The organism is Pseudoalteromonas sp. MMG024, assembly GCF_021654175.1.
Classification (GTDB): Bacteria; Pseudomonadota; Gammaproteobacteria; order Enterobacterales; family Alteromonadaceae; genus Pseudoalteromonas.
Genome location: NZ_JAKFZO010000029.1, coordinates 1 through 19842 on the forward strand (window position 1 = coordinate 1; position 19842 = coordinate 19842).

At 39.8% G+C, this 19842-nt stretch carries 22 protein-coding genes; 3 read left to right on the plus strand and 19 right to left on the minus strand.

Annotation, left to right across the window (positions count from 1 at the left end):
- The first annotated feature begins 407 nt into the window (after positions 1-407).
- Positions 408-560, plus strand: coding sequence for a hypothetical protein (locus L1068_RS19585; protein ID WP_157813512.1), 153 nt, complete (start codon positions 408-410; stop codon positions 558-560).
- Positions 561-602: 42 nt separating this feature from the next.
- On the opposite strand, the gene speD is transcribed toward L1068_RS19585, so the two are convergent.
- From speD to rpe, 10 genes are all read right to left on the minus strand, one after another.
- Positions 603-1415: an adenosylmethionine decarboxylase gene (gene speD, locus L1068_RS19590; protein ID WP_010562122.1), complete on the minus strand. Its 813-nt coding sequence runs from the start codon at positions 1413-1415 to the stop codon at positions 603-605.
- A 97-nt stretch (positions 1416-1512) separates the two neighbouring features.
- Positions 1513-1917 (minus strand): OsmC family protein, encoded by a 405-nt coding sequence (locus L1068_RS19595; protein WP_237131576.1) that lies wholly within the window; start codon positions 1915-1917, stop codon positions 1513-1515.
- Between the two features lie 91 nt (positions 1918-2008).
- Positions 2009-2347, minus strand: a complete 339-nt coding sequence (locus L1068_RS19600) for a DUF3802 family protein (protein ID WP_237131577.1) — start codon at positions 2345-2347, stop codon at positions 2009-2011.
- Positions 2348-2666: 319 nt separating this feature from the next.
- Entirely contained in the window at positions 2667-4133 is a 1467-nt protein-coding gene (gene astD, locus L1068_RS19605; protein WP_237131578.1) for a succinylglutamate-semialdehyde dehydrogenase, read from the minus strand.
- Between the two features lie 19 nt (positions 4134-4152).
- Complete coding sequence (gene astA / locus L1068_RS19610) at positions 4153-5175, minus strand: arginine N-succinyltransferase (protein ID WP_237131579.1); 1023 nt, start codon at positions 5173-5175, stop codon at positions 4153-4155.
- 60 nt (positions 5176-5235) lie between these two features.
- A complete protein-coding gene (locus tag L1068_RS19615; RefSeq protein ID WP_100914196.1) occupies positions 5236-6441 on the minus strand; it encodes an aspartate aminotransferase family protein in 1206 nt (401 codons plus the stop codon).
- Positions 6442-6753: 312 nt separating this feature from the next.
- Positions 6754-7914: an HDOD domain-containing protein gene (locus tag L1068_RS19620; protein WP_237131580.1), complete on the minus strand. Its 1161-nt coding sequence runs from the start codon at positions 7912-7914 to the stop codon at positions 6754-6756.
- 11 nt (positions 7915-7925) lie between these two features.
- Complete coding sequence (locus L1068_RS19625) at positions 7926-8510, minus strand: aminodeoxychorismate/anthranilate synthase component II (RefSeq protein ID WP_237131581.1); 585 nt, start codon at positions 8508-8510, stop codon at positions 7926-7928.
- Between the two features lie 65 nt (positions 8511-8575).
- Positions 8576-9580, minus strand: coding sequence for a tryptophan--tRNA ligase (gene trpS / locus L1068_RS19630; protein ID WP_237131582.1), 1005 nt, complete (start codon positions 9578-9580; stop codon positions 8576-8578).
- A gap of 96 nt (positions 9581-9676) precedes the next feature.
- On the minus strand, positions 9677-10351 hold the full coding sequence (rpe, locus tag L1068_RS19635) for a ribulose-phosphate 3-epimerase (protein ID WP_237131583.1): 675 nt from the start codon (positions 10349-10351) through the stop codon (positions 9677-9679).
- A gap of 229 nt (positions 10352-10580) precedes the next feature.
- Between rpe and L1068_RS19640 the strand changes: the two genes are divergently transcribed.
- Both L1068_RS19640 and L1068_RS19645 read left to right on the plus strand, forming a co-directional pair.
- Positions 10581-10892 (plus strand): hypothetical protein, encoded by a 312-nt coding sequence (locus L1068_RS19640; protein ID WP_237131584.1) that lies wholly within the window; start codon positions 10581-10583, stop codon positions 10890-10892.
- Positions 10893-10903: 11 nt separating this feature from the next.
- The gene (locus tag L1068_RS19645) at positions 10904-11074 is read left to right on the plus strand and encodes a DUF2970 domain-containing protein (RefSeq protein WP_082428583.1); all 171 of its coding nucleotides are present in this window, start codon (positions 10904-10906) and stop codon (positions 11072-11074) included.
- On the opposite strand, the gene L1068_RS19650 is transcribed toward L1068_RS19645, so the two are convergent.
- From L1068_RS19650 to L1068_RS19690, 9 genes are all read right to left on the minus strand, one after another.
- The gene (locus L1068_RS19650; RefSeq protein WP_237131585.1) at positions 11071-11907 is read right to left on the minus strand and encodes a Dam family site-specific DNA-(adenine-N6)-methyltransferase; all 837 of its coding nucleotides are present in this window, start codon (positions 11905-11907) and stop codon (positions 11071-11073) included. The genes L1068_RS19645 and L1068_RS19650 overlap by 4 nt on opposite strands.
- A 77-nt stretch (positions 11908-11984) precedes the next feature.
- Positions 11985-13247: an AAA family ATPase gene (locus L1068_RS19655; RefSeq protein ID WP_237131586.1), complete on the minus strand. Its 1263-nt coding sequence runs from the start codon at positions 13245-13247 to the stop codon at positions 11985-11987.
- Positions 13237-14316 carry a 3-dehydroquinate synthase gene (gene aroB / locus L1068_RS19660; protein ID WP_237131587.1) on the minus strand — a complete coding sequence of 360 codons (1080 nt, stop codon included), beginning with the start codon at positions 14314-14316 and terminating at the stop codon, positions 13237-13239. Before aroB ends, L1068_RS19655 begins: the two co-directional genes overlap by 11 nt.
- Before the next feature lie 18 nt (positions 14317-14334).
- Positions 14335-14853, minus strand: a complete 519-nt coding sequence (aroK, locus tag L1068_RS19665) for a shikimate kinase AroK (protein WP_010562137.1) — start codon at positions 14851-14853, stop codon at positions 14335-14337.
- Positions 14854-14995: 142 nt separating this feature from the next.
- A complete protein-coding gene (locus L1068_RS19670) occupies positions 14996-17047 on the minus strand; it encodes a type IV pilus secretin PilQ family protein (protein WP_237131606.1) in 2052 nt (683 codons plus the stop codon).
- Positions 17048-17066: 19 nt separating this feature from the next.
- Positions 17067-17600: a pilus assembly protein PilP gene (locus L1068_RS19675; protein WP_237131588.1), complete on the minus strand. Its 534-nt coding sequence runs from the start codon at positions 17598-17600 to the stop codon at positions 17067-17069.
- The gene (pilO, locus tag L1068_RS19680) at positions 17597-18202 is read right to left on the minus strand and encodes a type 4a pilus biogenesis protein PilO (protein ID WP_010562140.1); all 606 of its coding nucleotides are present in this window, start codon (positions 18200-18202) and stop codon (positions 17597-17599) included. The genes L1068_RS19675 and pilO overlap by 4 nt, the downstream gene beginning before the upstream one ends.
- Entirely contained in the window at positions 18199-18765 is a 567-nt protein-coding gene (locus L1068_RS19685) for a PilN domain-containing protein (protein WP_054981144.1), read from the minus strand. Before L1068_RS19685 ends, pilO begins: the two co-directional genes overlap by 4 nt.
- Positions 18753-19832: a pilus assembly protein PilM gene (locus L1068_RS19690; RefSeq protein ID WP_100914204.1), complete on the minus strand. Its 1080-nt coding sequence runs from the start codon at positions 19830-19832 to the stop codon at positions 18753-18755. Before L1068_RS19690 ends, L1068_RS19685 begins: the two co-directional genes overlap by 13 nt.
- Positions 19833-19842 lie beyond the last annotated feature (10 nt).

Genomic DNA, 19842 nt, shown 5'->3' on the forward strand with positions numbered 1-19842 from the left:
ATTGGTTAAAAATCTACCAGAAAAACTAGGTTAGCCATAATTTTTTCATTGTCAATTAAAATAGTTCACATGAGTTAGGGTATCATCATGTTAAGTTTATCTGTTGTAACTTTTTAGCACTTTTTCCTATACTAACTCTCGAATATTCGCACCAAACACACATCGTCTAGCTATTTGTGTTTTCAAATCATTTTTATCTGCTTAGTAGAAATATTTAACTACGGCTATCAACCACCTCAACCCGGCAATAAAAACAACAACCCGTTTACATTTGTTTATATTTCAGATGATTAAGATGTAGACGCAGAACAAAAAATGAGCAAGTATAAATTTACTTAGATAACAACTAAGTACTCTTTTCGGGTAGCAGCAAACATTTAGAACAGAATTTATAATAAGGATGCGGAATGATAAGCTTAATTCTATATTTCACACTGCAGTTACAAGCAAGTGGTATTGCTATGGATACAGGCGCAATACTTTCAGATGTTGGTGGTGCGGAAATTATGGCGTCAAATCCAAAAGATAAACCTCAAAGACCAACTAAGCCACCAGAGTAATACTGGATTATTGGAATAAAAAAGGCGCTTTAAGCGCCTTTTTTAAAATGCAGAATCTGCTGGGTAATTTCTACCATAGAATATTTCATGCATTTCGCGCGAAAGCTTATGACGAATTTCCTGCTGCTCAGCTTCAGATAAATCATCTGTTGTAATACCAAATAAATACGCATTTAAATCGGTTTCTTTAAGCATCATTTTGGTATGGAACAAGTTTTCTTGGTATACGTTCACATCAATCATTTGATACGCGTCTTGCGTATCTTCAGTCATAAAGTTCTGAATTGAATGAATATCATGATCAATGTAGTGCTTTTTGCCGTCTACGTCACGCGTAAAGCCGCGTACACGATAATCGATTGTCACAACATCAGACTCTAATGAGTGAATTAAAAAGTTTAACGCTTTAAGTGGTGAGATAACACCACAGGTTGATACTTCAATATCCGCTCTGAAAGTACAAATACCGTCATGAGGATGCTCCTCAGGGTATGTGTGTACACAAATATGGCTTTTGTCTAAGTGTGCAACAACTGAGTCAGGTAATGGACCTGGCTCTTCTTGCTGAGCTGTCGCATCGGCCACTGGCTCTTCAGAGATAAGAATAGTTACACTAGCACCTTGAGGGTCGTAGTCCTGGCGAGCAACGTTTAGAATATTTGCACCGATGATATCAACTACTTCACCTAAAATATCGGTTAGGCGTTCAGCACTGTACTGTTCATCAATGTATTCAATGTATTCTTTACGTTGTTGTGGTGTCTTTGCATAACACACGTCATAAATACTAAAACTAAGGCTTTTTGTTAAGTTATTAAAACCGTGTAACTTTAGCTTTTTAAATGGCTTTGGCACTATAAACCACCCTCAATTGTATAAAATAATCGCGATTTCGCTTTTGAAGAGGGCGGATTTTATATGAAAATCCCCCCGCGAAAAAGTACTATTTTTGCTATTCTTCAATGATCTCGTAACTGTGTGTAATATTGACTGTTTTATCTAGCATAAGTGCTACTGAACAGTACTTTTCAGCCGACAAGCTAATTGCACGTGAAAGATGTTTTTCAGACACATCTTTACCAGTAACTACAAAGTGTAGATTAATTTTAGTAAAAACTCGTGGAGTTGTTTCTGCACGCTCTGCAGAGAGTTTTACTTCAAGGTTGGAAAAGTTTTGTTTTGCTTTATTTAAAATGCTAACAACATCAACAGAAGAACAGCAGCCTGCTGACATTAAAACCATTTCCATAGGGCTTGGCGCAGCGCTATCACTGCCTGTATCAAACACCACATTGTGGCCCGAGTTAGAAAGCCCAACGAAGGTATCTCCGTCGACCCATTTCACATTTGCTTGCATTGTTTACACTCTTGTTTATTAATCTACAAACGATTGTATGTAAGCAACACAAGATAGCAATAAAAAGCGCTAACTAACAGTGTGAATATAGCTAGGAAACAGCTGAATCAAATAAGTTTTTAACGAGCCCTGAAAACTCATCAATAAAGGCATGTTGTTCAATCGTAACAGGTTGATTAATAACGCCCGATAGCACTTCCTGTAGATCGTACACAATACCGTCAACTTCACGCATAATCACACTGCGGTCATCAACACTTAAGTCTTCATGCTGCATGCAAAAATTAATGATTTGCTCAGCAATATCATCTTCAATCAATGCCATTACTGTAGGCGCGCCTGGTCGAACTTCCCCTGGCTTTTCGAACAAGGATAAGTGTTCTGTTAAGTACATGATAAGCTCATCATAACCTTGCTGATCAATTACCATTTATTTATCTACCTACTACGTGTATTTGATATGACTATTTTAAGCAGATTAGTTAAATAAATACTACCCTGCACTTTTTTATTACTTCTAATACCAACTCTGCTAATTATGTGTTTAGCTATTACACTGATTAACTCAAATGTTCGCAACGCGAATTTTTAATGTAGCTAGGCTACATCAATAAATTTCAGCGCAATTCGCTCTTCACCTAAATAGCCAAAAAAAGTAAGCTATTTAAGTAAATTGGTATCACCTTTCTTCCAATAACTATAGACATAAAAAAAGCAGCTTGCGCTGCTTTTATCGTTAAAACTTATTACTAAATTTTAATGCCTGGGCTTAATGTTGCTGGCATTGCTACTTTTTCAAGCTCTACCGAAGCAACTGGGTATGCACAGTAATCAGCTGCATAGTATGCACTTGCTCTGTGGTTACCTGATGCACCAATACCACCAAATGGTGCGGCACTTGAAGCACCGGTAATTGGACGGTTCCAGTTAACAATACCCGCTCTGATGCGACGTAAGAAATGGTCGTAATCAGCTGCATTATCACTTAATAAGCCTGCTGAAAGGCCGTAATCTGTATCGTTACCTTTATCGATTGCTGCATCGAAATCAGTGTAACGGAATACTTTTAGCAATGGACCGAAATGCTCATCATCAGGGAAGTCAGCAATATTTGAACACTCAATAATCGCTGGTGTAACAAAACCTGTGCCCGCAGTGTGTGTCATTTCAATTAGTGACTCACCACCTAGAGCTTGAAGCTCAGCTTGCGCATCCATCATTGATTTAGCAGCGGCTTCTGAGATCATTGAACCCATAAACGGTTGATCTTCATCGTCGTAAAAACCAACTTTAATTGCTTTAGTTGCTTCAATTAGCTGTGACAAAATCACATCGCCTTGTTCACCTGCAGGTAAGAATAACTTACGTGCACATGTACAACGCTGACCGCTCGATACAAACGCTGATTGAATGATATCGTGAACAACTGCTTTAGTGTCTGCAACATCTTTAACGATTAGTGGGTTATTACCACCCATCTCTAACGCTAAAATTTTGCCTGGCTGGCCGCCGTATTGCTGGTGAATTAAATGACCAGTACGCGATGAACCAGTAAAGAATAAACCATCAATACCACGATGAGATGCTAGCGCCTTACCTGTTTCAACTTCACCTTGAACTAGGTTGATTACACCTTTAGGTAGACCCGCTTTTTCCCACAATTGCAGAGTTAACTCGGCAACCATCGGGGTTAGTTCTGATGGCTTAAAGATAACTGTGTTACCTGCAAGCAATGCAGGAACAATATGACCGTTAGGCAGGTGACCTGGGAAATTATAAGGACCAAATACCGCAACAACACCGTGTGCTTTATGACGAATTACAGCACGACCTTGAGGCATCGGGTTTTCAACAGTACCTGTGCGCTCTAAATACGCTTTTTCAGAAATACCGATTTTGCCGATCATTGCGCCAACTTCTGTTGCTGTCTCCCAAAGCGGTTTACCCGTTTCAAGTGCAATGGCTTTGGCAAGCGCATCTTTATTTTCAGCAAGCTGTTCAGCAAACTTTTTAACAATCTCTAAACGCTGTTCAAATGTTAAATCTGTCCAGCTATAAAACGCTTCGCGTGCTGCCTTAATTGCTGCGTCAACTTGATCTGCTGTTGCAGACGTTGCTGACCAAATTACTTCCCCTTTTGCAGGGTTTAACGAGCTGAATTCAGCTCCTTCACCAGCTAACCACTGGCCATTTATAAACTGAGCGGCGTGAGTCATCTCAATTTCTCCTAACTATTTAAAGTGGTGCGATAGTGATCACATCACCTTCTGAAACATGTAGCGCATTTGCAAGTTCAGCAGACAAAGTAACTGTCTCGCTGTTTGCATCCAAGGTCATTGTCGATAGTAACGCTCTAAAGTCAACCAACTTGTGGTTTGACAGCATAAAACTTGTCTCTGAGCCTTGTGCCATATCACCAATTACCACAGTGCGGTTTTGGCAGTCGCGGATTGTTTTGATATTACTAATATCTGCTTCTACCGTTGGCCCTGCATCAAAAATATCTACATAGCCGTTAAACGTGAAGCCTTCGCTTTTTAATAACTCAATTGCTGGACGGGTTTTATCATGTACCTGACCAATTACCGCTTGTGCGTCTTTACTAAGTAAATTTACATAAATTGGGTATTTTGGCATTAATTCAGCAATAAACACTTTCTGGCCAATACCTGTCAGGTAGTCTGCTGTTGGAAAGTCCATTGAGAAGAAGTGCTCTTCTAACCATTGCCAAAACGGGCTTTCGCCGTTTTCATCAGATACACCGCGCATTTCAGCTAATACTTTACTAGCAAAGCGTTCTGCATGCGCATTCATAAACATAAAGCGCATTTTTGATAATAACTTACCATTTCCACCTTGACGGTAATGATCTTGTAGGTACAAAGTACATAGCTCTGTTGCACCGGTGTAATCATTACATAAGGTAAGAATATCTACCGCTTTGTAAACATTAAGTTCACGCGACGAGTGGATCACCTTGCTTAAGTGATAATGGTAAAAGGCATCATCTAAGCCAACTGCCGCTTCAATTGCAGATGTACCGACAACTTCGCCAGTCGCCAAATCTTCCATTACAAACAAATAACCCTCATCCTCAGGATGAGCAACCGATTTGCTAAAGCTTTGCTCTGAACGCGCTATTTTGCGCTTAAGCAGGTCTTCATTTTGTGGCAAAGACGTGAAGCCATGACCTGAATCTTCAGCTATCTTCATTAAAGCTGGATAATCCGAGCTTTTAATCGGACGAACGATAATCATTAGTAGCCCCTATATTAAAATTAAGAAAAGCAGCCAAATGCTGCTTTTCTGTCTTTGCTCTTAGCCTTTAACAACCTGTGCTACTGCTTTTGCAAAGCGAGCCATACCTTCGCGGATATCAGCTTCTGGAATTACCAATGATGGTGTGAAGCGAATTACGTCTGCACCGGCAACAAGCGCCATAACACCGTGCTCAACACCCGCTGTCATAAACTCTTTTGCACGACCTTTGTATTCGTCAGTTAACGCTAAGCCAAGTAGCAAGCCTTTACCACGTACTTCTGCAAATACGTTGTGTTCAGCATTAATTTCAGCAAGTAGCTCTTTGAAAAGTGCTTCTTTAGCCGTTACACCTTCAAGTACTTCTTTTGTGTTTACGGTGTCAAATGCTGCTTCAGCTACTGCACATGCAAGCGGGTTACCGCCGTATGTAGAGCCATGCGTACCCACTTTTAAGTGTTTAGCAATCTCAGTTGTTGTAAGCATAGCACCAATTGGAAAACCACCACCTAGCGCTTTAGCTGTAGATAAAATGTCAGGTGTTACACCTAAGCCTTGGTAAGCGTATAAATCGCCTGTACGGCCTACACCAGTCTGTACTTCATCAAAAATAAGTAACGCATTGTGCTTATCACATAGCGCACGTACACCTTGCATAAATTCGCTAGTTGGGCTTACAACACCACCTTCGCCTTGTAGTGGCTCAAGCATTACTGCACAGGTGTTATCTGAGATAAGTGCTTCTAATGATGCTAAGTCATTGTAGTCAGCATGCGCGATGTCACCAGGTTTAGGACCAAAGCCATCTGAGTAAGCCGCTTGACCACCAACCGTTACGGTAAAGAATGTACGACCGTGGAAACCTTTATTAAATGAAATAATTTGTGATTTTTCAGCACCGAAATTATCAAGTGCCCAACGACGTGCTAGTTTTAGTGCTGCTTCGTTAGCTTCTGCACCTGAGTTTGCAAAATATACTTTATCTGCAAATGTCGCTTTAGTTAGCTTTTCAGCTAGGCGAAGTGCTGGCTCGTTAGCCCATACATTTGAAAGGTGCCATAATTTTTCGCCTTGCTCTTTCAATGCTGAAACAAGCGCTGGATGACAGTGACCTAAGCAGTTAACCGCGATGCCACCGGCAAAGTCGACATACTCGTTATCTTGTTGATCCCATACTCGTGAACCTTCACCTTTCACCGGAATAACCGCTGATGGCGAATAGTTAGGTACCATTACTTGGTCAAATAATGCTCTTGAAACTGTCATTTTAACTCCTCATTAATTTTTCGGTACACAAGGTTTTATTACACTTTTGTGTTACCTAAGCCCGCTAAATCGGGCAAAATTCGGACTGACATTATTCCAGAAAATTCCCCTACTGTCTTCCTTAAAAATAGCTCCAACACCTTTAAATACAAGGGTTTCGGATAATATTTCATGTTATATGAATAACTATTTTGTTTAACACACCTATCTTCTACCAAACTTCACTATGTAAGCTAGTGAATTACTTTGTTTAGTGAAATTTATTCACATTGCATGAATAGGCGTAAAAAATTACGAAAAAAGTAAGGATAATTATCGCTCAATGCGTAATTGCAGATTCTGCAAGCTGGTACTTGCTAATAATTTGAGTTCTTTGCCGCTAAATTGATAATGCGTAAACAACGCTTTTGCTTCGTCGGGTTCGATTAAGGTATGTTTTTGTAAAAACTTATAATAACTGTATGCGCGCCCTTTCAATACTATTTGCGCTAATGGTAAACACTCGTCAAATGGCTTATTTTCGGCGATATCATGCATAGCCTGCGCAATAGGAAGGTATTTTAAGCTCATATGCTCTATCAACTTACAGGACAAACGCGCGCCTTTCTCTACCATCAAATTTCGTAAAAATAAGGCTTCAGGTTTTATTTCTGAAAGCGCGGTATGGCGATCTTTATTACCATTTTCACGCGCTTCACGGGAGTTTTTCTCCCACAGCGCGTCAAATAATCGAAGATAGAGACGAATTAACGCCATATTTCCTAAACCATGAAACATTCCCAGTACGAATGGTTTGTAGCCATCTTCTCCCTTTTCTTCAGCTAAACTACGCGATGCAATTCCCGCAGCCATGCCGGTTTCCCATAGCTTGCGTTTTAACATTTGGAATGGCGCGGTACTGTGAGGTGTCCAGTGCTTTAATGAGAATGTCGGTACAATCAACTTTAAATTTTCAAGGCCAATATAACGCAGCGCAAGCGATGGGTTATCGACTCTTACTGCTTTAGCTGGGTCTTTTTCAGGGCGGTATTGGGGCAAATTAATAAACTTAAGGATCTCCTCACCTAACCAATGTAAATCGGTGATAAGTGGGTCGATACGACCAACCGAGGCTGATTTAACTGCCAAAATGTCTAAGGTTGCAGGAATATTGTCTTGAATTAGAATAATTTCTTTATAAATGTATTCAACATTATCCATGCATTTATCAATTTCATCTTCGATTTGCTGGTGCAGGTCAGCATTTACATCGGCAATAAATTGATGATTACGAGAGTCTTGTTTTTCACGGGCTTTTGCTGCAACTTGCTCAACTTCTAACAGCTTTCGTACCGGTAGAGGCTCACCGTAATTAACATCGAGTGTATGAATATAACCAATTTGCTGCTGTGCAAACTGCTGACCTAACAATAAGTCATGAAATCGACCAATTAGCATTTCTGCTTGCCATTTTTGCTTTGTCGCTTTATTCATGTAAAAAACGATTACCGATACGTAGTTATAAAGTTGTTTAGTAGTGCTAACCCAGATTGCGTTAAAATGGCTTCAGGGTGAAATTGAACCCCTTCTAATGCCAAGTTCTCATTCTTGAGACCCATTATTTCGTCTTGTTGTCCATCTGCATCCACGCTCCACGCCGTAACACTTAAATCTGTTGGTAAACTTTGCTTTTCAACAACTAAAGAGTGATAGCGGCAAACCTCCAATGGGTTTGGCAAATTAGTGAATACACCTTGATTAGTATGGATTATTTTTGATGTTTTACCATGCATTACTTGTTTTGCTCGCACCACATTAGCACCTAACGCTTGTGCGATCGTTTGATGACCAAGGCAAATTCCGAGTATTGGCAACTGGCCTTTTAATCGGTGAACAACATCAAGCGAAATCCCTGCTTCGTTTGGCGAGCATGGGCCAGGTGAAATAACTATATATTGCGGTTTTAACTTGGTTATTTCAGAAACTGAGAGCTCATCATTACGCACCACTTTCACATCAACATCAAGGCGCTGGAAGTACTGCACTAAGTTATAAGTAAACGAATCGTAGTTATCGATCATTAACAACATGGATGCACCTATGTATAGAAAAGCCAGGCTAAACCTGGCTCTTGCTTGGCATTATGTGGCCAAGATTATGGGCGTGGGATCATACCTAACGCATTGTAAACCGATTTAAGCGTTGCTTCTGCACGCGCACCAGCTTTTTCAGCACCAGATTTCATGATGCTGTTAAGCAATGTTTGGTCTTCGCGAATTTCTTTAAAACGCGTTTGAATCGGCTCAATCATACTAACCACAGCTTCAGCTGTGTCTTTTTTCAGGTGGCCGTACATTTTATCTTCGTACGCTGGTACAAGCTCTTCAATCGATTTTCCAGTTGCCACAGAAAGCAAGGTTAATAAGTTTGAAACGCCGGCTTTCTCTTGCGGGTCAAAATAAATGCGTGCTTGCTCGTCTGAGTCGGTAACGGCTTTTTTAAGCTTCTTCTCAATCTTTTTAGGTTCATCTAATAACATGATGTAACCATTTGGATTGTCGTCAGACTTTGACATTTTTTTGGCTGGATCTTGCAGGCTCATCACGCGTGCGCCAAATTCTGGAATGTATGGCTCTGGAATTTTAAATACGTCGCCATATAAATTATTAAAACGTGTTGCGATATCGCGCGTTAATTCTAAATGCTGCTTTTGATCTTCACCTACTGGCACCTGATCCGCTTGATACAACAAAATATCTGCAGCTTGTAATACTGGGTAGCTAAATAGACCGACATTAATGTTATTCGCATTTTTAGCTGACTTATCTTTAAACTGTGTCATGCGATTAAGCTCACCCATTTGTGCATAACAGTTTAACACCCAGCTAAGCTGTGCATGCTCAGGTACTTGTGATTGTACAAATAGCGCTGATTTTTCAGGATCAATGCCACACGCAGCATAAAGCGCAATGCCATCTAATACACGTTGCTTTAACACTTCAGGTTCTTGACGAACTGTAAGCGCATGCAAATCAACAAGCATAAAGTAACAATCATGATCTTCTTGTAATTTAAGCCACTGGTTAATGGCACCGATATAATTACCAATTGTCATACCGCCGGTGGGCTGAATGCCACTTAACACTACAGGCTTTGTCATGATTTTCCTTTACTAATTTAATTTACAAATAAGGCCGACAATTTTAAATGCTTCAAGATTGGAAGCAAGCATTTGTCGACCTGAATTTCACATTTTTTAAGATTTTACGTGAGACAGTTGTTCACGCATTTGCTCGATTATGTGCTTGTAGTCAGGCTGATTGAAAATTGCCGAACCTGCAACGAACATATCTGCTCCCGCCTCTGCAATTTCAGCGATATTATTCACATTTACACCACCATCAATTTCTAAGCGAATATCGTAGCCAGATTGATCGATCAACTTGCGAACTGCGCGCAGCTTATCAAGCGTATTTGGAATAAATTTTTGTCCACCGAAGCCCGGATTAACTGACATTAATAAAATAACGTCTAGTTTATCCATAACATATTCTAGACAACTTAGCGGTGTTGCTGGGTTTAGTACTAAACCTGCTTTGCAACCATGTTCTTTGATTAATGAAAGTGTACGGTCTACATGCTCGCTTGCTTCTGGGTGAAATGTAATTATGCTTGCACCTGCATCGGCAAACATTGGAATAAGTGTATCAACTGGCTTTACCATTAAATGCACATCAATCGGCGCTTCAATTCCGTAATCACGTAATGCCTTACACACCATTGGTCCAATTGTTAAATTGGGTACGTAGTGATTATCCATCACATCGAAATGCACCACATCAGCTCCAGCTTTTAAAACATTGTCGACTTCTTCACCTAGACGCGCGAAATCAGCTGACAGAATAGAAGGTGCAATTAAATACTGCGACATAACACTACCTCAAATTTTTTTGTTAACACATTGAACGGGAAGAGAGAATTGCTCAATTATAAGCAGTACATACTGTAACCTATTTTTTCTTAAAATTCACCTTTACAAATGGTTAACATTTATAACATAATTTGAGATGGAGTAGTTGTATTTTGCGTTAAATTACCGTTGTTTTGTCCCTAAAACTTGGTTAAGCTTTAGTCATGTTACTAATAGGAAGAGGCAGAACATGATGTTTAGCAAATGGATAAAACACACGGTGTTGGCAACAACTATTACGGTGTTTTCTGCAGCTTCGTATTCATTAATTGCAAAAAGTAACACCACATCACACGGCTGTAACTGCCCTCCAAAACTCCAAGTCGCGAGTACTGGATATTTCCCAACTGGTAGCTGCCAAGCTCGAGCCGCGAATCAAAGCTGGTTTTCTTGGTTCATTGGAAAAAGTCGCAGTTCTCAATTTCATTATCTAGACTTACTTGAACTGCTTGAGTCAGGCAAAAAAGAAGCACAAGCGAATTATTCAACGCACATAAGATAAGGATCGTTATAATGCAGTATTTACAAGCCGTTTTAGCTGCATTATTTGGCGTACAGAGTAGCAAGCGACAACATCATCACTTCAAAAACTTATCGGTAAGGTACTTAATTGTGCTTGGGATTGTACTAACAGTTGCCTTTGTTTTAACAATTACGTTTGTTGTTCAGCTGGTTGTGAGTTAAATCTCGTAGTCCACGTCAGCTTTATATAACGCCATTAATTCACCCACTTTATTACGCTTATTTCCTTTCGGACTAATTGTGCGCTTTACTTGGATCACATCAAGGCTCGCTTGCGCGTAAATTTTACGTGTCCATAACGTGTCATGGTTAGAGATTAAAACGGAATTACCTTGGTTAAACGCCTGAGTTTCAGCTAGGTTAGCAAGGTTAGCTTGATCGTCTAGATCAAAGCCGCCTTTAGCATAACTAGTAAATGACGCAGTTTTGCTTAAGGGAACATAAGGTGGATCGCAATAAATAACCGCATTTTCCGGAATAGCTTGAAATACTTCTTCGTAGTTTAAGCACGTAAAAGTTGCTTGCTGCGCTTTTTCTGCAAAAAAATACAATTCGTTTTCAGGGAAATAGGGGCGTTTATATTTGCCAAATGGTACGTTGAATATGCCTTTTTTATTATAACGGCAAAGACCGTTGTAGCCGTGACGATTCATATATAAAAATAGAATCGCACGCTCATAGGCATCTGATGACGCATTGAATTGTTTACGATACTCATAATAAACATCAGCATCATTATTTACATCAACAAACAATTTCCGCGCATCGGCAATAAACTCATCTGGATTATCTTTTAATTCATTATAGAGATTGATGAGATCTGCATTAATGTCATTCAAAATATAATGCTTAAATTGCGTATTTAAGAAAACAGAACCAGCACCAACAAAAGGCTCAACTAACGTATCTGCTGTTGGTAAGCGCTTAGAAAGCTCTTCAACTAAACTGTATTTGCCGCCTGCCCATTTTAAAAATGCGCGTGTTTTTTTGTTCATGCTAGCTGGTATTTATTGTTTATAATTCACGTCGAGGGCAGCTATTCTACACTAGCTCACACTAGTAAACTATGGCTTTAGTTATTTGCTTGAATTTGCTGTTGAATTTTACCTACTGATTTGACAAACGCGCCCTGGTTTAAAAGCGTTGCTGGTAGCTCTACTCTCGCTTTTTGTGCTTTTGCCATTGAGCTATATAAGCCATAGGTTAAACCATGTAGACTCGCTTGATTGCTCTTTATTTCAAATATATGTGTGTTATCTAAATTCAGGTTTTCAACTGTTTGTGATATCACTTCTAGATCGCGCACCACCATAAGCTGAATTGTAAAATAATTTGCTGGCTGTGCAATAAACCACTCGTTACCGGTTAAGCTTTTTGGCTGCTGCTCTGGCTGCTGCTCTGGCTGCTGCTCTGGCTGCTGCTCTGGCTGCTGCTCTGGCTGCTGCTCTGGCTGCTGCTCTGGCTGCTGCTCTGGCTGCTGCTCTGGCTGCTGCTCTGGCTGCCCAGAAGTTTTGTCGGGTTTAGCTGTTAAGTCAACAGGTTTAGATAATGAAACATCTTCAATAGCAATTGCAGTTGTCGGTGGATTGCCAACTGAAGCAGCTTGAATATTCTTTTTATCAAAAAAGTACCAAGCTAAGGAAGTTAACAGTCCAATCAGTATTAATATGCTAATCAACAAAAGGTAGACTCTATACTGCCTGCTGCGTTTTTGTATCGCTACCTGTACCTCGGAGTTATCTTTTTTCCAAGCTAATAGTAGCTGAGGATTACCATTAGAAGCTTCAATAAATGCTTTAAAAATAGGTTCATCAACACTTGGTAAATCACTAAAATACATTTTCATCAGGGTTAGACTTTCAATCTGATCTAATGCTTCAATATGCATGTTAATCGCATCAGCCACTGGAAGCTGTCGAGTTGAAGTTAATAAAATACGAATCTGACCTTGGTAAGATTCGGTTAGTTGGAACAATTCATTTGCAAAATCATCACTGATAAAGTGAGCATCATCAATAACAATCAGCAATGGCTCTATCGATTCACCTGTTAACCCAATAAAGTTTTCAACTATAGTCAGATCATAATCGATCAATGGATTCGAAAAGCTTTGCTCAATAACTTGCCCGATTAGATGACGGTCTTGCGCACTGCGCGTTGCTTTAACATAAGCTTTGTTATGCTCTGTAAATTTTTCGGAAATGAATGTCTCAGCAAGATAACTTTTTCCAAGTCCAACTTCTGAAATGAGACAGATAAAATTATTACCGTAGGCAAACTGCAGTTCAACTCGATCAACAAGTGCTTGCCTACTGGGCAATATTTTAGTTTGCATGCAGCTTAAATAACTCTTCTAGCTCTTGCGGTGTAACATCATCAACTAGCTCACTGCCGCCAAATTTGCTTGGAATAATGAATCGAATGACGCCTTGCTTGTTTTTCTTATCTTTAACCATGTGTTTTACAAAGTCAGCACACGACATTGAAGCTGGTGCGCTGACCGGCAATTCAAATTCTGCAATCAAGTTTACAATGCGTTTCAATTCTACCTCAGATAGCTTGCCTCTTAGATATGCTAATTGGGATGCTAAAACCATACCAGTTGCAACTGCTTCGCCGTGTAACCAGTTACCATATCCCATCTCTGCTTCAATTGCGTGACCAAAAGTATGACCAAGGTTTAGCAATGCACGTAAACCTGCCTCTTTTTCATCTTGAGCAACGATTTCGGCTTTTATTTCACAGCAACGATAAATAATTTGGCTTAATTGTTCCGAGTTATGTGCTTTTATTTCAGCGACGTTATCTTCAATGTATTTAAAGAAATCAACATCGTAAATTAAACCATATTTAATCACTTCTGCGATACCTGCAGCGAATTCTCTGCTTGGTAACGTATTAAGTGTGTTGTTATCGATATAAACCACTTTTGGTTGGTAAAACGCACCAATCATATTTTTACCGAGTGGGTGATTAACCGCTGTTTTCCCGCCGACCGATGAATCCACCTGTGAAAGTAGTGTGGTTGGTACTTGGATAAAATCAATTCCACGCTGATAACATGCAGCGACAAAACCAGTAAGATCACCAATCACACCTCCGCCAAGCGCAATAAGGCAAGTATCACGGCCACAATTATGCTCTAACAGAAAGCGATTAATGAATTCAAAGTATTCTAGAGATTTAAATTGCTCACCATCGGGAATGATGCAAGAGAGAAAGTCATGATTTGGTAGTTGGGATGTGAATTTATCTAGATAGATAGGAGCGATTGTTTCATTTGAAACAATCACTACTTTACGACCTGCCAAAATATTGTATAAATTTGGACTGTCAGTAAGATTGTTTTGTGCAATATAAATCGGGTAGCTGCGCTCACCCAAATTAACTGATAATTCAAGCATGCGCATCCCCTTTTATATTTAGAAATTTATCTTTTCGATAATTTGATTAGCAACTACTTTTGCACTTTGTTCATCAGTACGAACAACAAAATCTGAAACTTCAACGTAAAGAGGGTTACGCTCATCAGCAAGACGAACTAACACATCTTTAGGTGCTTCTTCAGTTTGAAGCAACGGACGTTTCTTATCGCGTTGTGTACGCGCTAGTTGTTTCTCAATTGGTGTCTCTAAGTAAACAACAATACCACGAGCAGATAACTTATTACGTACATCTTTACTAATAATAGAGCCACCGCCTGTTGCTAGTACGATCCCTTGCTTTTCTGTTAAGTCGGAAATAACAGATTCTTCTCTGCGACGAAACCCTTCTTCACCTTCAATATCAAAAACCCAAGCGATATCCGCACCTGTGCGACGCTCGATCTCTTGGTCTGAGTCAAAAAACTCTAAATGAAGTTGGTCTGCAAGGTGACGACCAATAGTGCTTTTACCTGCGCCCATTGGGCCCACTAGAAATATATTACGTTTTTCAGCCATATCTTTTAGTACAAACGAACTCTAAAATTAAAAAAAACCCCGCTTATTAGCTGGTCCCCAAAAGTAAGGCAGGGATTATCTCAACAAACAGGCAAGGTTTTCAAGTGTTATACATTAAAAAGGGCCATTCAGCCCTTTTTAATTACAAAGAATCATTAAGAATTTTAGGAGTTACAAAGATAAGCAACTCTTTCTTCTCATTAAATTCACTATTTGATTGGAACAAGTAACCAAGATAAGGAATATCACCTAATAGAGGAACTTTCTTAGTGTTACTCACAATCTGCTGTTGATAAATACCACCCAACACAATGGTTTGCCCATTATCAACAAGTACTTGTGTACGGATTTCTTGCGTATCAATCGCAACAGCTGGGCCTGTTGGCGTTTGCACCGTATCACCACGCGTATCCTGAGTGATAACAAGATCTAAGATAATCTTATCATCAGGTGTAATTTGTGGTGTTACCTCTAAGCTTAATACAGCTTTTTTGAACTCTACCGTTGTTGCACCACTTGAAGCTGCTTGAACATAAGGAATTTCAGTACCTTGTTCAATGCGTGCTTCTTTTTGGTTTGCCGTGGTAATACTTGGGCTTGCAATGATTTCCGCTTTATTTTCTTGTTCTAGCGCCGATAGTTCTAGATCAATTAGCGTGCCATCTGCAAGTTTAGCTACGTGAATACCAATACTACCTGCTGGGTTAGCAATTGGTAAGTTAACATTCAAGCGGTCGCTTAACGCTGGAATAATACCGTTACCGATGCTATTTGCCCCTTCAAGCGTACCTGAAACACCATCAGAATTTTGCTGGTCGCTAAAGCCCCAACGAATGCCAAGATCTTCTTGTACGTTGTCGCGTACAGTTACCATGCGAGATTCAATTTTAACCTGCTTAACAGGAATATCTAGATTCTCGATCATGCGGCGAACACTTTCGATACTAGCTGCAGTATCTTTAATTAACAGTGTATTTGTACGCTCATCCACTGAAACAGAGCCACGACTCGATAAAATGCTGTTGCCTTCGAACTTAAGTAGTTCAGAGAAGTCTTTTGCCTTTGCGTAGTTTAATTGAATATATTCACTATACAGAGGTTCTAATTCAGCAACTTTTTGCTTCACTTCTAACTCTCGAGCTTCACGCGACGCTAGCTCTTCTGTTGGTGCAACCATTAAGATTGAACCATCCATGCGCTTATCAAGGCCCTTCATACGAAGTACTACATCAAGCGCTTGGTCCCATGGTACACCATCTAAACGCAGTGTAATGTTACCTTCAACTGAGTCACTTGTTACTAAGTTAAAGTTGTTATACTGCGCAATAATTTGCAGTACTTGACGAATAGAAATATCTTGGAAGTTAAGCGACATCGGCTTACCTTGGTAATCTTTACCGTCACCTAAGAAGCTGCGCTTTGATTCATCTTTTTCAACTGTTAACGTAAAGATATTATCCAATTGTTGATAGTTATAATCAAAGCCAGTTGTTGTATCAATAACGATACGGCTATTAATACCATCTTTAAATGTTTCAACGGTGCTAACTACCGTACCAAAATCCATAACATCTAACTGATAAAGAAGATCATCAAGGATGTCTGTATTGTGGAACTCAGCAACAATTTTACCCGCCTTTTCGCTTACATCGATAGCTGCCATGTTTTCTTGTAAGAAAATCATAACTCGAGCCTCACCACTTTCACCGCGACGGAAATCAATTGCTTGAATTTTGTTGATATAACTTGAGCTGTCTTCAACTGCTGACGTTTCAGCTACATCTTGCGTTGGGTTATCGCTCACATGTAAATAGAAAAGGTTCTTGTCTACGCGTGTTTGATAAATTTTAAGATAATCTAAAAATACAGTTACTTTAAAACCATCATTCTCAAATGCATGAGTAACACGTTTAACACCGGCTTTGTTGATCAAAACTTCTGTTAAGTTTTCCTCAAAGTCAGCTTCATCGAAGAATAGTTCAATACGAGCAGGCTCAGAAAAAACCTGAATTTTTGGTTCTACATAGATTTCTTCATCAAATACGAATTCGATTTCTGTTTCGCCATCGAGTAATGGGTTATAGCGCACATCATATAGCAGCGGAACAGCCGACGCCCCAAATGAAAGCACCAATAAACCTGCTGCTAGTAAAGTTGAAAAGCCTTTACGAAGTAGACCTACTGCTAATCGCATATTATTAAACCCTTTATTATTAACTTGACGCATTGCTACCTGCCTCCACGATTTCCACTTTCGTCAGGCGTTCTTTCCAACATCCTGCACCATCAGGTATTAATTCTAGCAGCTCAATAAAGCCATTTTGTACCTGAGTTACCTTGCCATTAAATAGTCCCATTCGCTCACCAACACCAATTTCATGCAATGAGTTATCAGGAGCTGTAATAAGTGCTAACAGCTCTGTTGCTGAGCCAATTGTGCCACGCATTTGTAGATTTTCTAACGGGAAACGCTCTAGCGCATCCTTTCTACGACGAGGATCAGGGTGCAAGCAGTTTTGAACTTGCAATAATCGATCCTGAATAACCTCTGGTTTTGGTGCTACAAAAGGGCTTCGCTTTTCGCTGGCAGTGTAAGCAAAGTGGTTAAAGTTCTTAATTTCAGGAATTGGCTCTACGTTATTATTAGTATTAGCACGCACCTGATTAATAAATTCTTGTTGTTCTGTTAAATCATCAAAGCAGCCACTAAGAATTAGAGGCAAAGCTAAAATAGCTAATTTTTTCATTCGCGCTCCCCTTCGTAGCGGTAGGTCTTAGCAACAACGCTAAACTCTAACTGCTCTTGTTGTTCTCCACCTTCAATTGTGAAGTCATGTAAGCTGATAATACGAGGTAACTCAGCTACTTTACTTACAAACTCACCAAAATCATGGTAACTACCTACCACTTCAATTTTAATTGGTAACTCAGTGTAGAACTCTTTTTCGATCTCTGGCATCCATTCAACTTTGTGGAACGTTAAACCGCTTGATGTTCCAATGTAAGATAAATCTTCAATTAAGCCAGGTGTTTCACTTGAAGTAGGAAGACGTTTCAAAAGCTGTGAAAACTTCTCTTCCATTTCAACCATTTGTTGACGATAAATTTCTAACTTACTAGCTACGTCATACTTTTGACGATAAGAAGCTCGCAATTCTTGTTCTTTCTGTTGCGCTCTTTCATAGGCTTCAATTTCACTTGAAACCAACATTGAATATGTAAAAAATGCAACTAAGCCTGCTGCGATACAACAAACGATCACTTTAACAGCAAGTGGCCAACTACCAACATTCTCTAGGTCTAATTCATCTAAGTCGATTTCATTTAGCGATTTTAAATCGATATTCATTTTTGAACCTCGCTAATTTCTTCGAACGGTTTAACTCTAAATCTTAAGTTGAAATCGTTAAGCAAGCGCAGTTCTTGGTCGCCTGCTTCAATCACTTGCATAATTGCATCTTCAAATAAATATGACTCTTCAAGCTTACGTAACATTGCAGATACACGGTTATGAGATTCACTTTTACCTACAATTTGAAGCGCACGGTCGCGACGTTCTAAGCTTGTTAAGTAAACGCCTGAAGGAACTACCAGTGCAACCTCATCCATAATCTGTGTACCAAGGTTTCGGTTACTCTGTAACTCTTCGATAAGGCGCATGCGTTGCTGCAAACTAGCTTTTCGCTTATCTAGCTCATTAATATCTTTAATTCGCTGATCTAGTAGAGCTATTTCTGAAGTAAGGAAGTTATTACGAACATTTTGGCCATCTTTTAATGCACCATAGAACATACTTAGTGCAAACATACTACCAAACGCAACAATAACAACGAGCACAAGAATCGTAACAAACTGCTTTTGTGCTTCCTTGCGCGACGCATCACGCCACGCCAAGAGGTTTATATGTGGCATGGTGAAAAACTCCTTAGTGCTAAGCCCGTCGCTACTGCTAACTGTGCTTGGTTCTTCTCTAAAGATTCACGGTCCACGCCAGGTGCTAGCTCCATTTTCTCAAATGGATTCATAATGACGGAATGAATACCTAACTCATCAATCAGTAGCTTATCTAAGCCAGAGATTAACGAGGTACCACCAGATAATACAATATAGTCAACTTGGTCTTTGCCACTTGTGGTTAAGAACATTTGAATAGCACGACGAACCTGTTGCAAAAATGATGTTTGGAACGGTGCTAATACTTCAAACGTATAGTTTGGTGGTAAGTCACCTGACGTTTTTGCAAGTTCCGCTTCATCGAAACTCTTATTATAGTAAGAAACAATACTTTGAGTATATTGTTCACCACCAAAAACCTGATCTCGGGTATAAAGTGTCTCACCATTCTGCGTTACGCTGATAAGCGTCATCGTTGCACCTACATCAATAAAGGCAACGACCTTGTTTGCAGCGTCTTCTGGCAAGAAGTCGTAGCACAGTTCAAGGTTACGACTTAACGCATATGCTTCAACATCAACAACTTTAGGCACAAAACCACCTGACTCAACGGCTCCAGCACGCGCTTCAACACTTTCAGTACGCGCAGCTGAAAGTAATACGTTTACTTTTGATGGATCAGCATCGTTCACGTCAAGCTTTTCAAAATCTAGACTCACTTCATCAAGTGGATAAGGAATTAAGCTGTCCGCTTCAATTTCTATTTGAGATTCTAATTCAGCATCCGTTAAGGCTACATCCATAAAAATAACTTTCGTGATAACCGCCTGACCAGATACTGCAGTTGCCGCTTCTGAAATGTTTTTGGGGAGTTTTTTACGAATTTTATTAATTACACGACCAACAGCTTCAATATCTTGGATCGTCCTTTCAGCCATCGCCCCTTTAGGCATTGGCTCGACAGCAAACGCTTCAAGTCGATAATGAGTGTCTTTTTGGCTTAATAGCACGGCTTTAACCGAGTGAGAGCCAATATCAATACCAACCATCAGAGGCTGTGGTTTTTTAAACAGTTGACCTATCATAAACCTAACG

Coding starts and splice junctions, on each gene's coding strand:
- trpS (WP_237131582.1), bottom strand. CDS start 9,580: ATGACAAAGCCTGTAGTGTTAAGTGGCATTCAGCCCACCGGCGGTATG.
- L1068_RS19690 (WP_100914204.1), bottom strand. CDS start 19,832: ATGATAGGTCAACTGTTTAAAAAACCACAGCCTCTGATGGTTGGTATT.
- L1068_RS19655 (WP_237131586.1), bottom strand. CDS start 13,247: ATGCAAACTAAAATATTGCCCAGTAGGCAAGCACTTGTTGATCGAGTT.
- L1068_RS19650 (WP_237131585.1), bottom strand. CDS start 11,907: ATGAACAAAAAAACACGCGCATTTTTAAAATGGGCAGGCGGCAAATAC.
- L1068_RS19640 (WP_237131584.1), top strand. CDS start 10,581: ATGATGTTTAGCAAATGGATAAAACACACGGTGTTGGCAACAACTATT.
- L1068_RS19615 (WP_100914196.1), bottom strand. CDS start 6,441: ATGACAGTTTCAAGAGCATTATTTGACCAAGTAATGGTACCTAACTAT.
- pilO (WP_010562140.1), bottom strand. CDS start 18,202: ATGAATATCGATTTAAAATCGCTAAATGAAATCGACTTAGATGAATTA.
- L1068_RS19645 (WP_082428583.1), top strand. CDS start 10,904: ATGCAGTATTTACAAGCCGTTTTAGCTGCATTATTTGGCGTACAGAGT.
- L1068_RS19600 (WP_237131577.1), bottom strand. CDS start 2,347: ATGGTAATTGATCAGCAAGGTTATGATGAGCTTATCATGTACTTAACA.
- L1068_RS19620 (WP_237131580.1), bottom strand. CDS start 7,914: ATGAATAAAGCGACAAAGCAAAAATGGCAAGCAGAAATGCTAATTGGT.
- L1068_RS19670 (WP_237131606.1), bottom strand. CDS start 17,047: ATGCGATTAGCAGTAGGTCTACTTCGTAAAGGCTTTTCAACTTTACTA.
- astD (WP_237131578.1), bottom strand. CDS start 4,133: ATGACTCACGCCGCTCAGTTTATAAATGGCCAGTGGTTAGCTGGTGAA.
- L1068_RS19685 (WP_054981144.1), bottom strand. CDS start 18,765: ATGCCACATATAAACCTCTTGGCGTGGCGTGATGCGTCGCGCAAGGAA.
- rpe (WP_237131583.1), bottom strand. CDS start 10,351: ATGTCGCAGTATTTAATTGCACCTTCTATTCTGTCAGCTGATTTCGCG.
- aroB (WP_237131587.1), bottom strand. CDS start 14,316: ATGCTTGAATTATCAGTTAATTTGGGTGAGCGCAGCTACCCGATTTAT.
- L1068_RS19625 (WP_237131581.1), bottom strand. CDS start 8,510: ATGTTGTTAATGATCGATAACTACGATTCGTTTACTTATAACTTAGTG.
- L1068_RS19675 (WP_237131588.1), bottom strand. CDS start 17,600: ATGAAAAAATTAGCTATTTTAGCTTTGCCTCTAATTCTTAGTGGCTGC.
- aroK (WP_010562137.1), bottom strand. CDS start 14,853: ATGGCTGAAAAACGTAATATATTTCTAGTGGGCCCAATGGGCGCAGGT.
- astA (WP_237131579.1), bottom strand. CDS start 5,175: ATGATTATCGTTCGTCCGATTAAAAGCTCGGATTATCCAGCTTTAATG.
- L1068_RS19595 (WP_237131576.1), bottom strand. CDS start 1,917: ATGCAAGCAAATGTGAAATGGGTCGACGGAGATACCTTCGTTGGGCTT.
- L1068_RS19585 (WP_157813512.1), top strand. CDS start 408: ATGATAAGCTTAATTCTATATTTCACACTGCAGTTACAAGCAAGTGGT.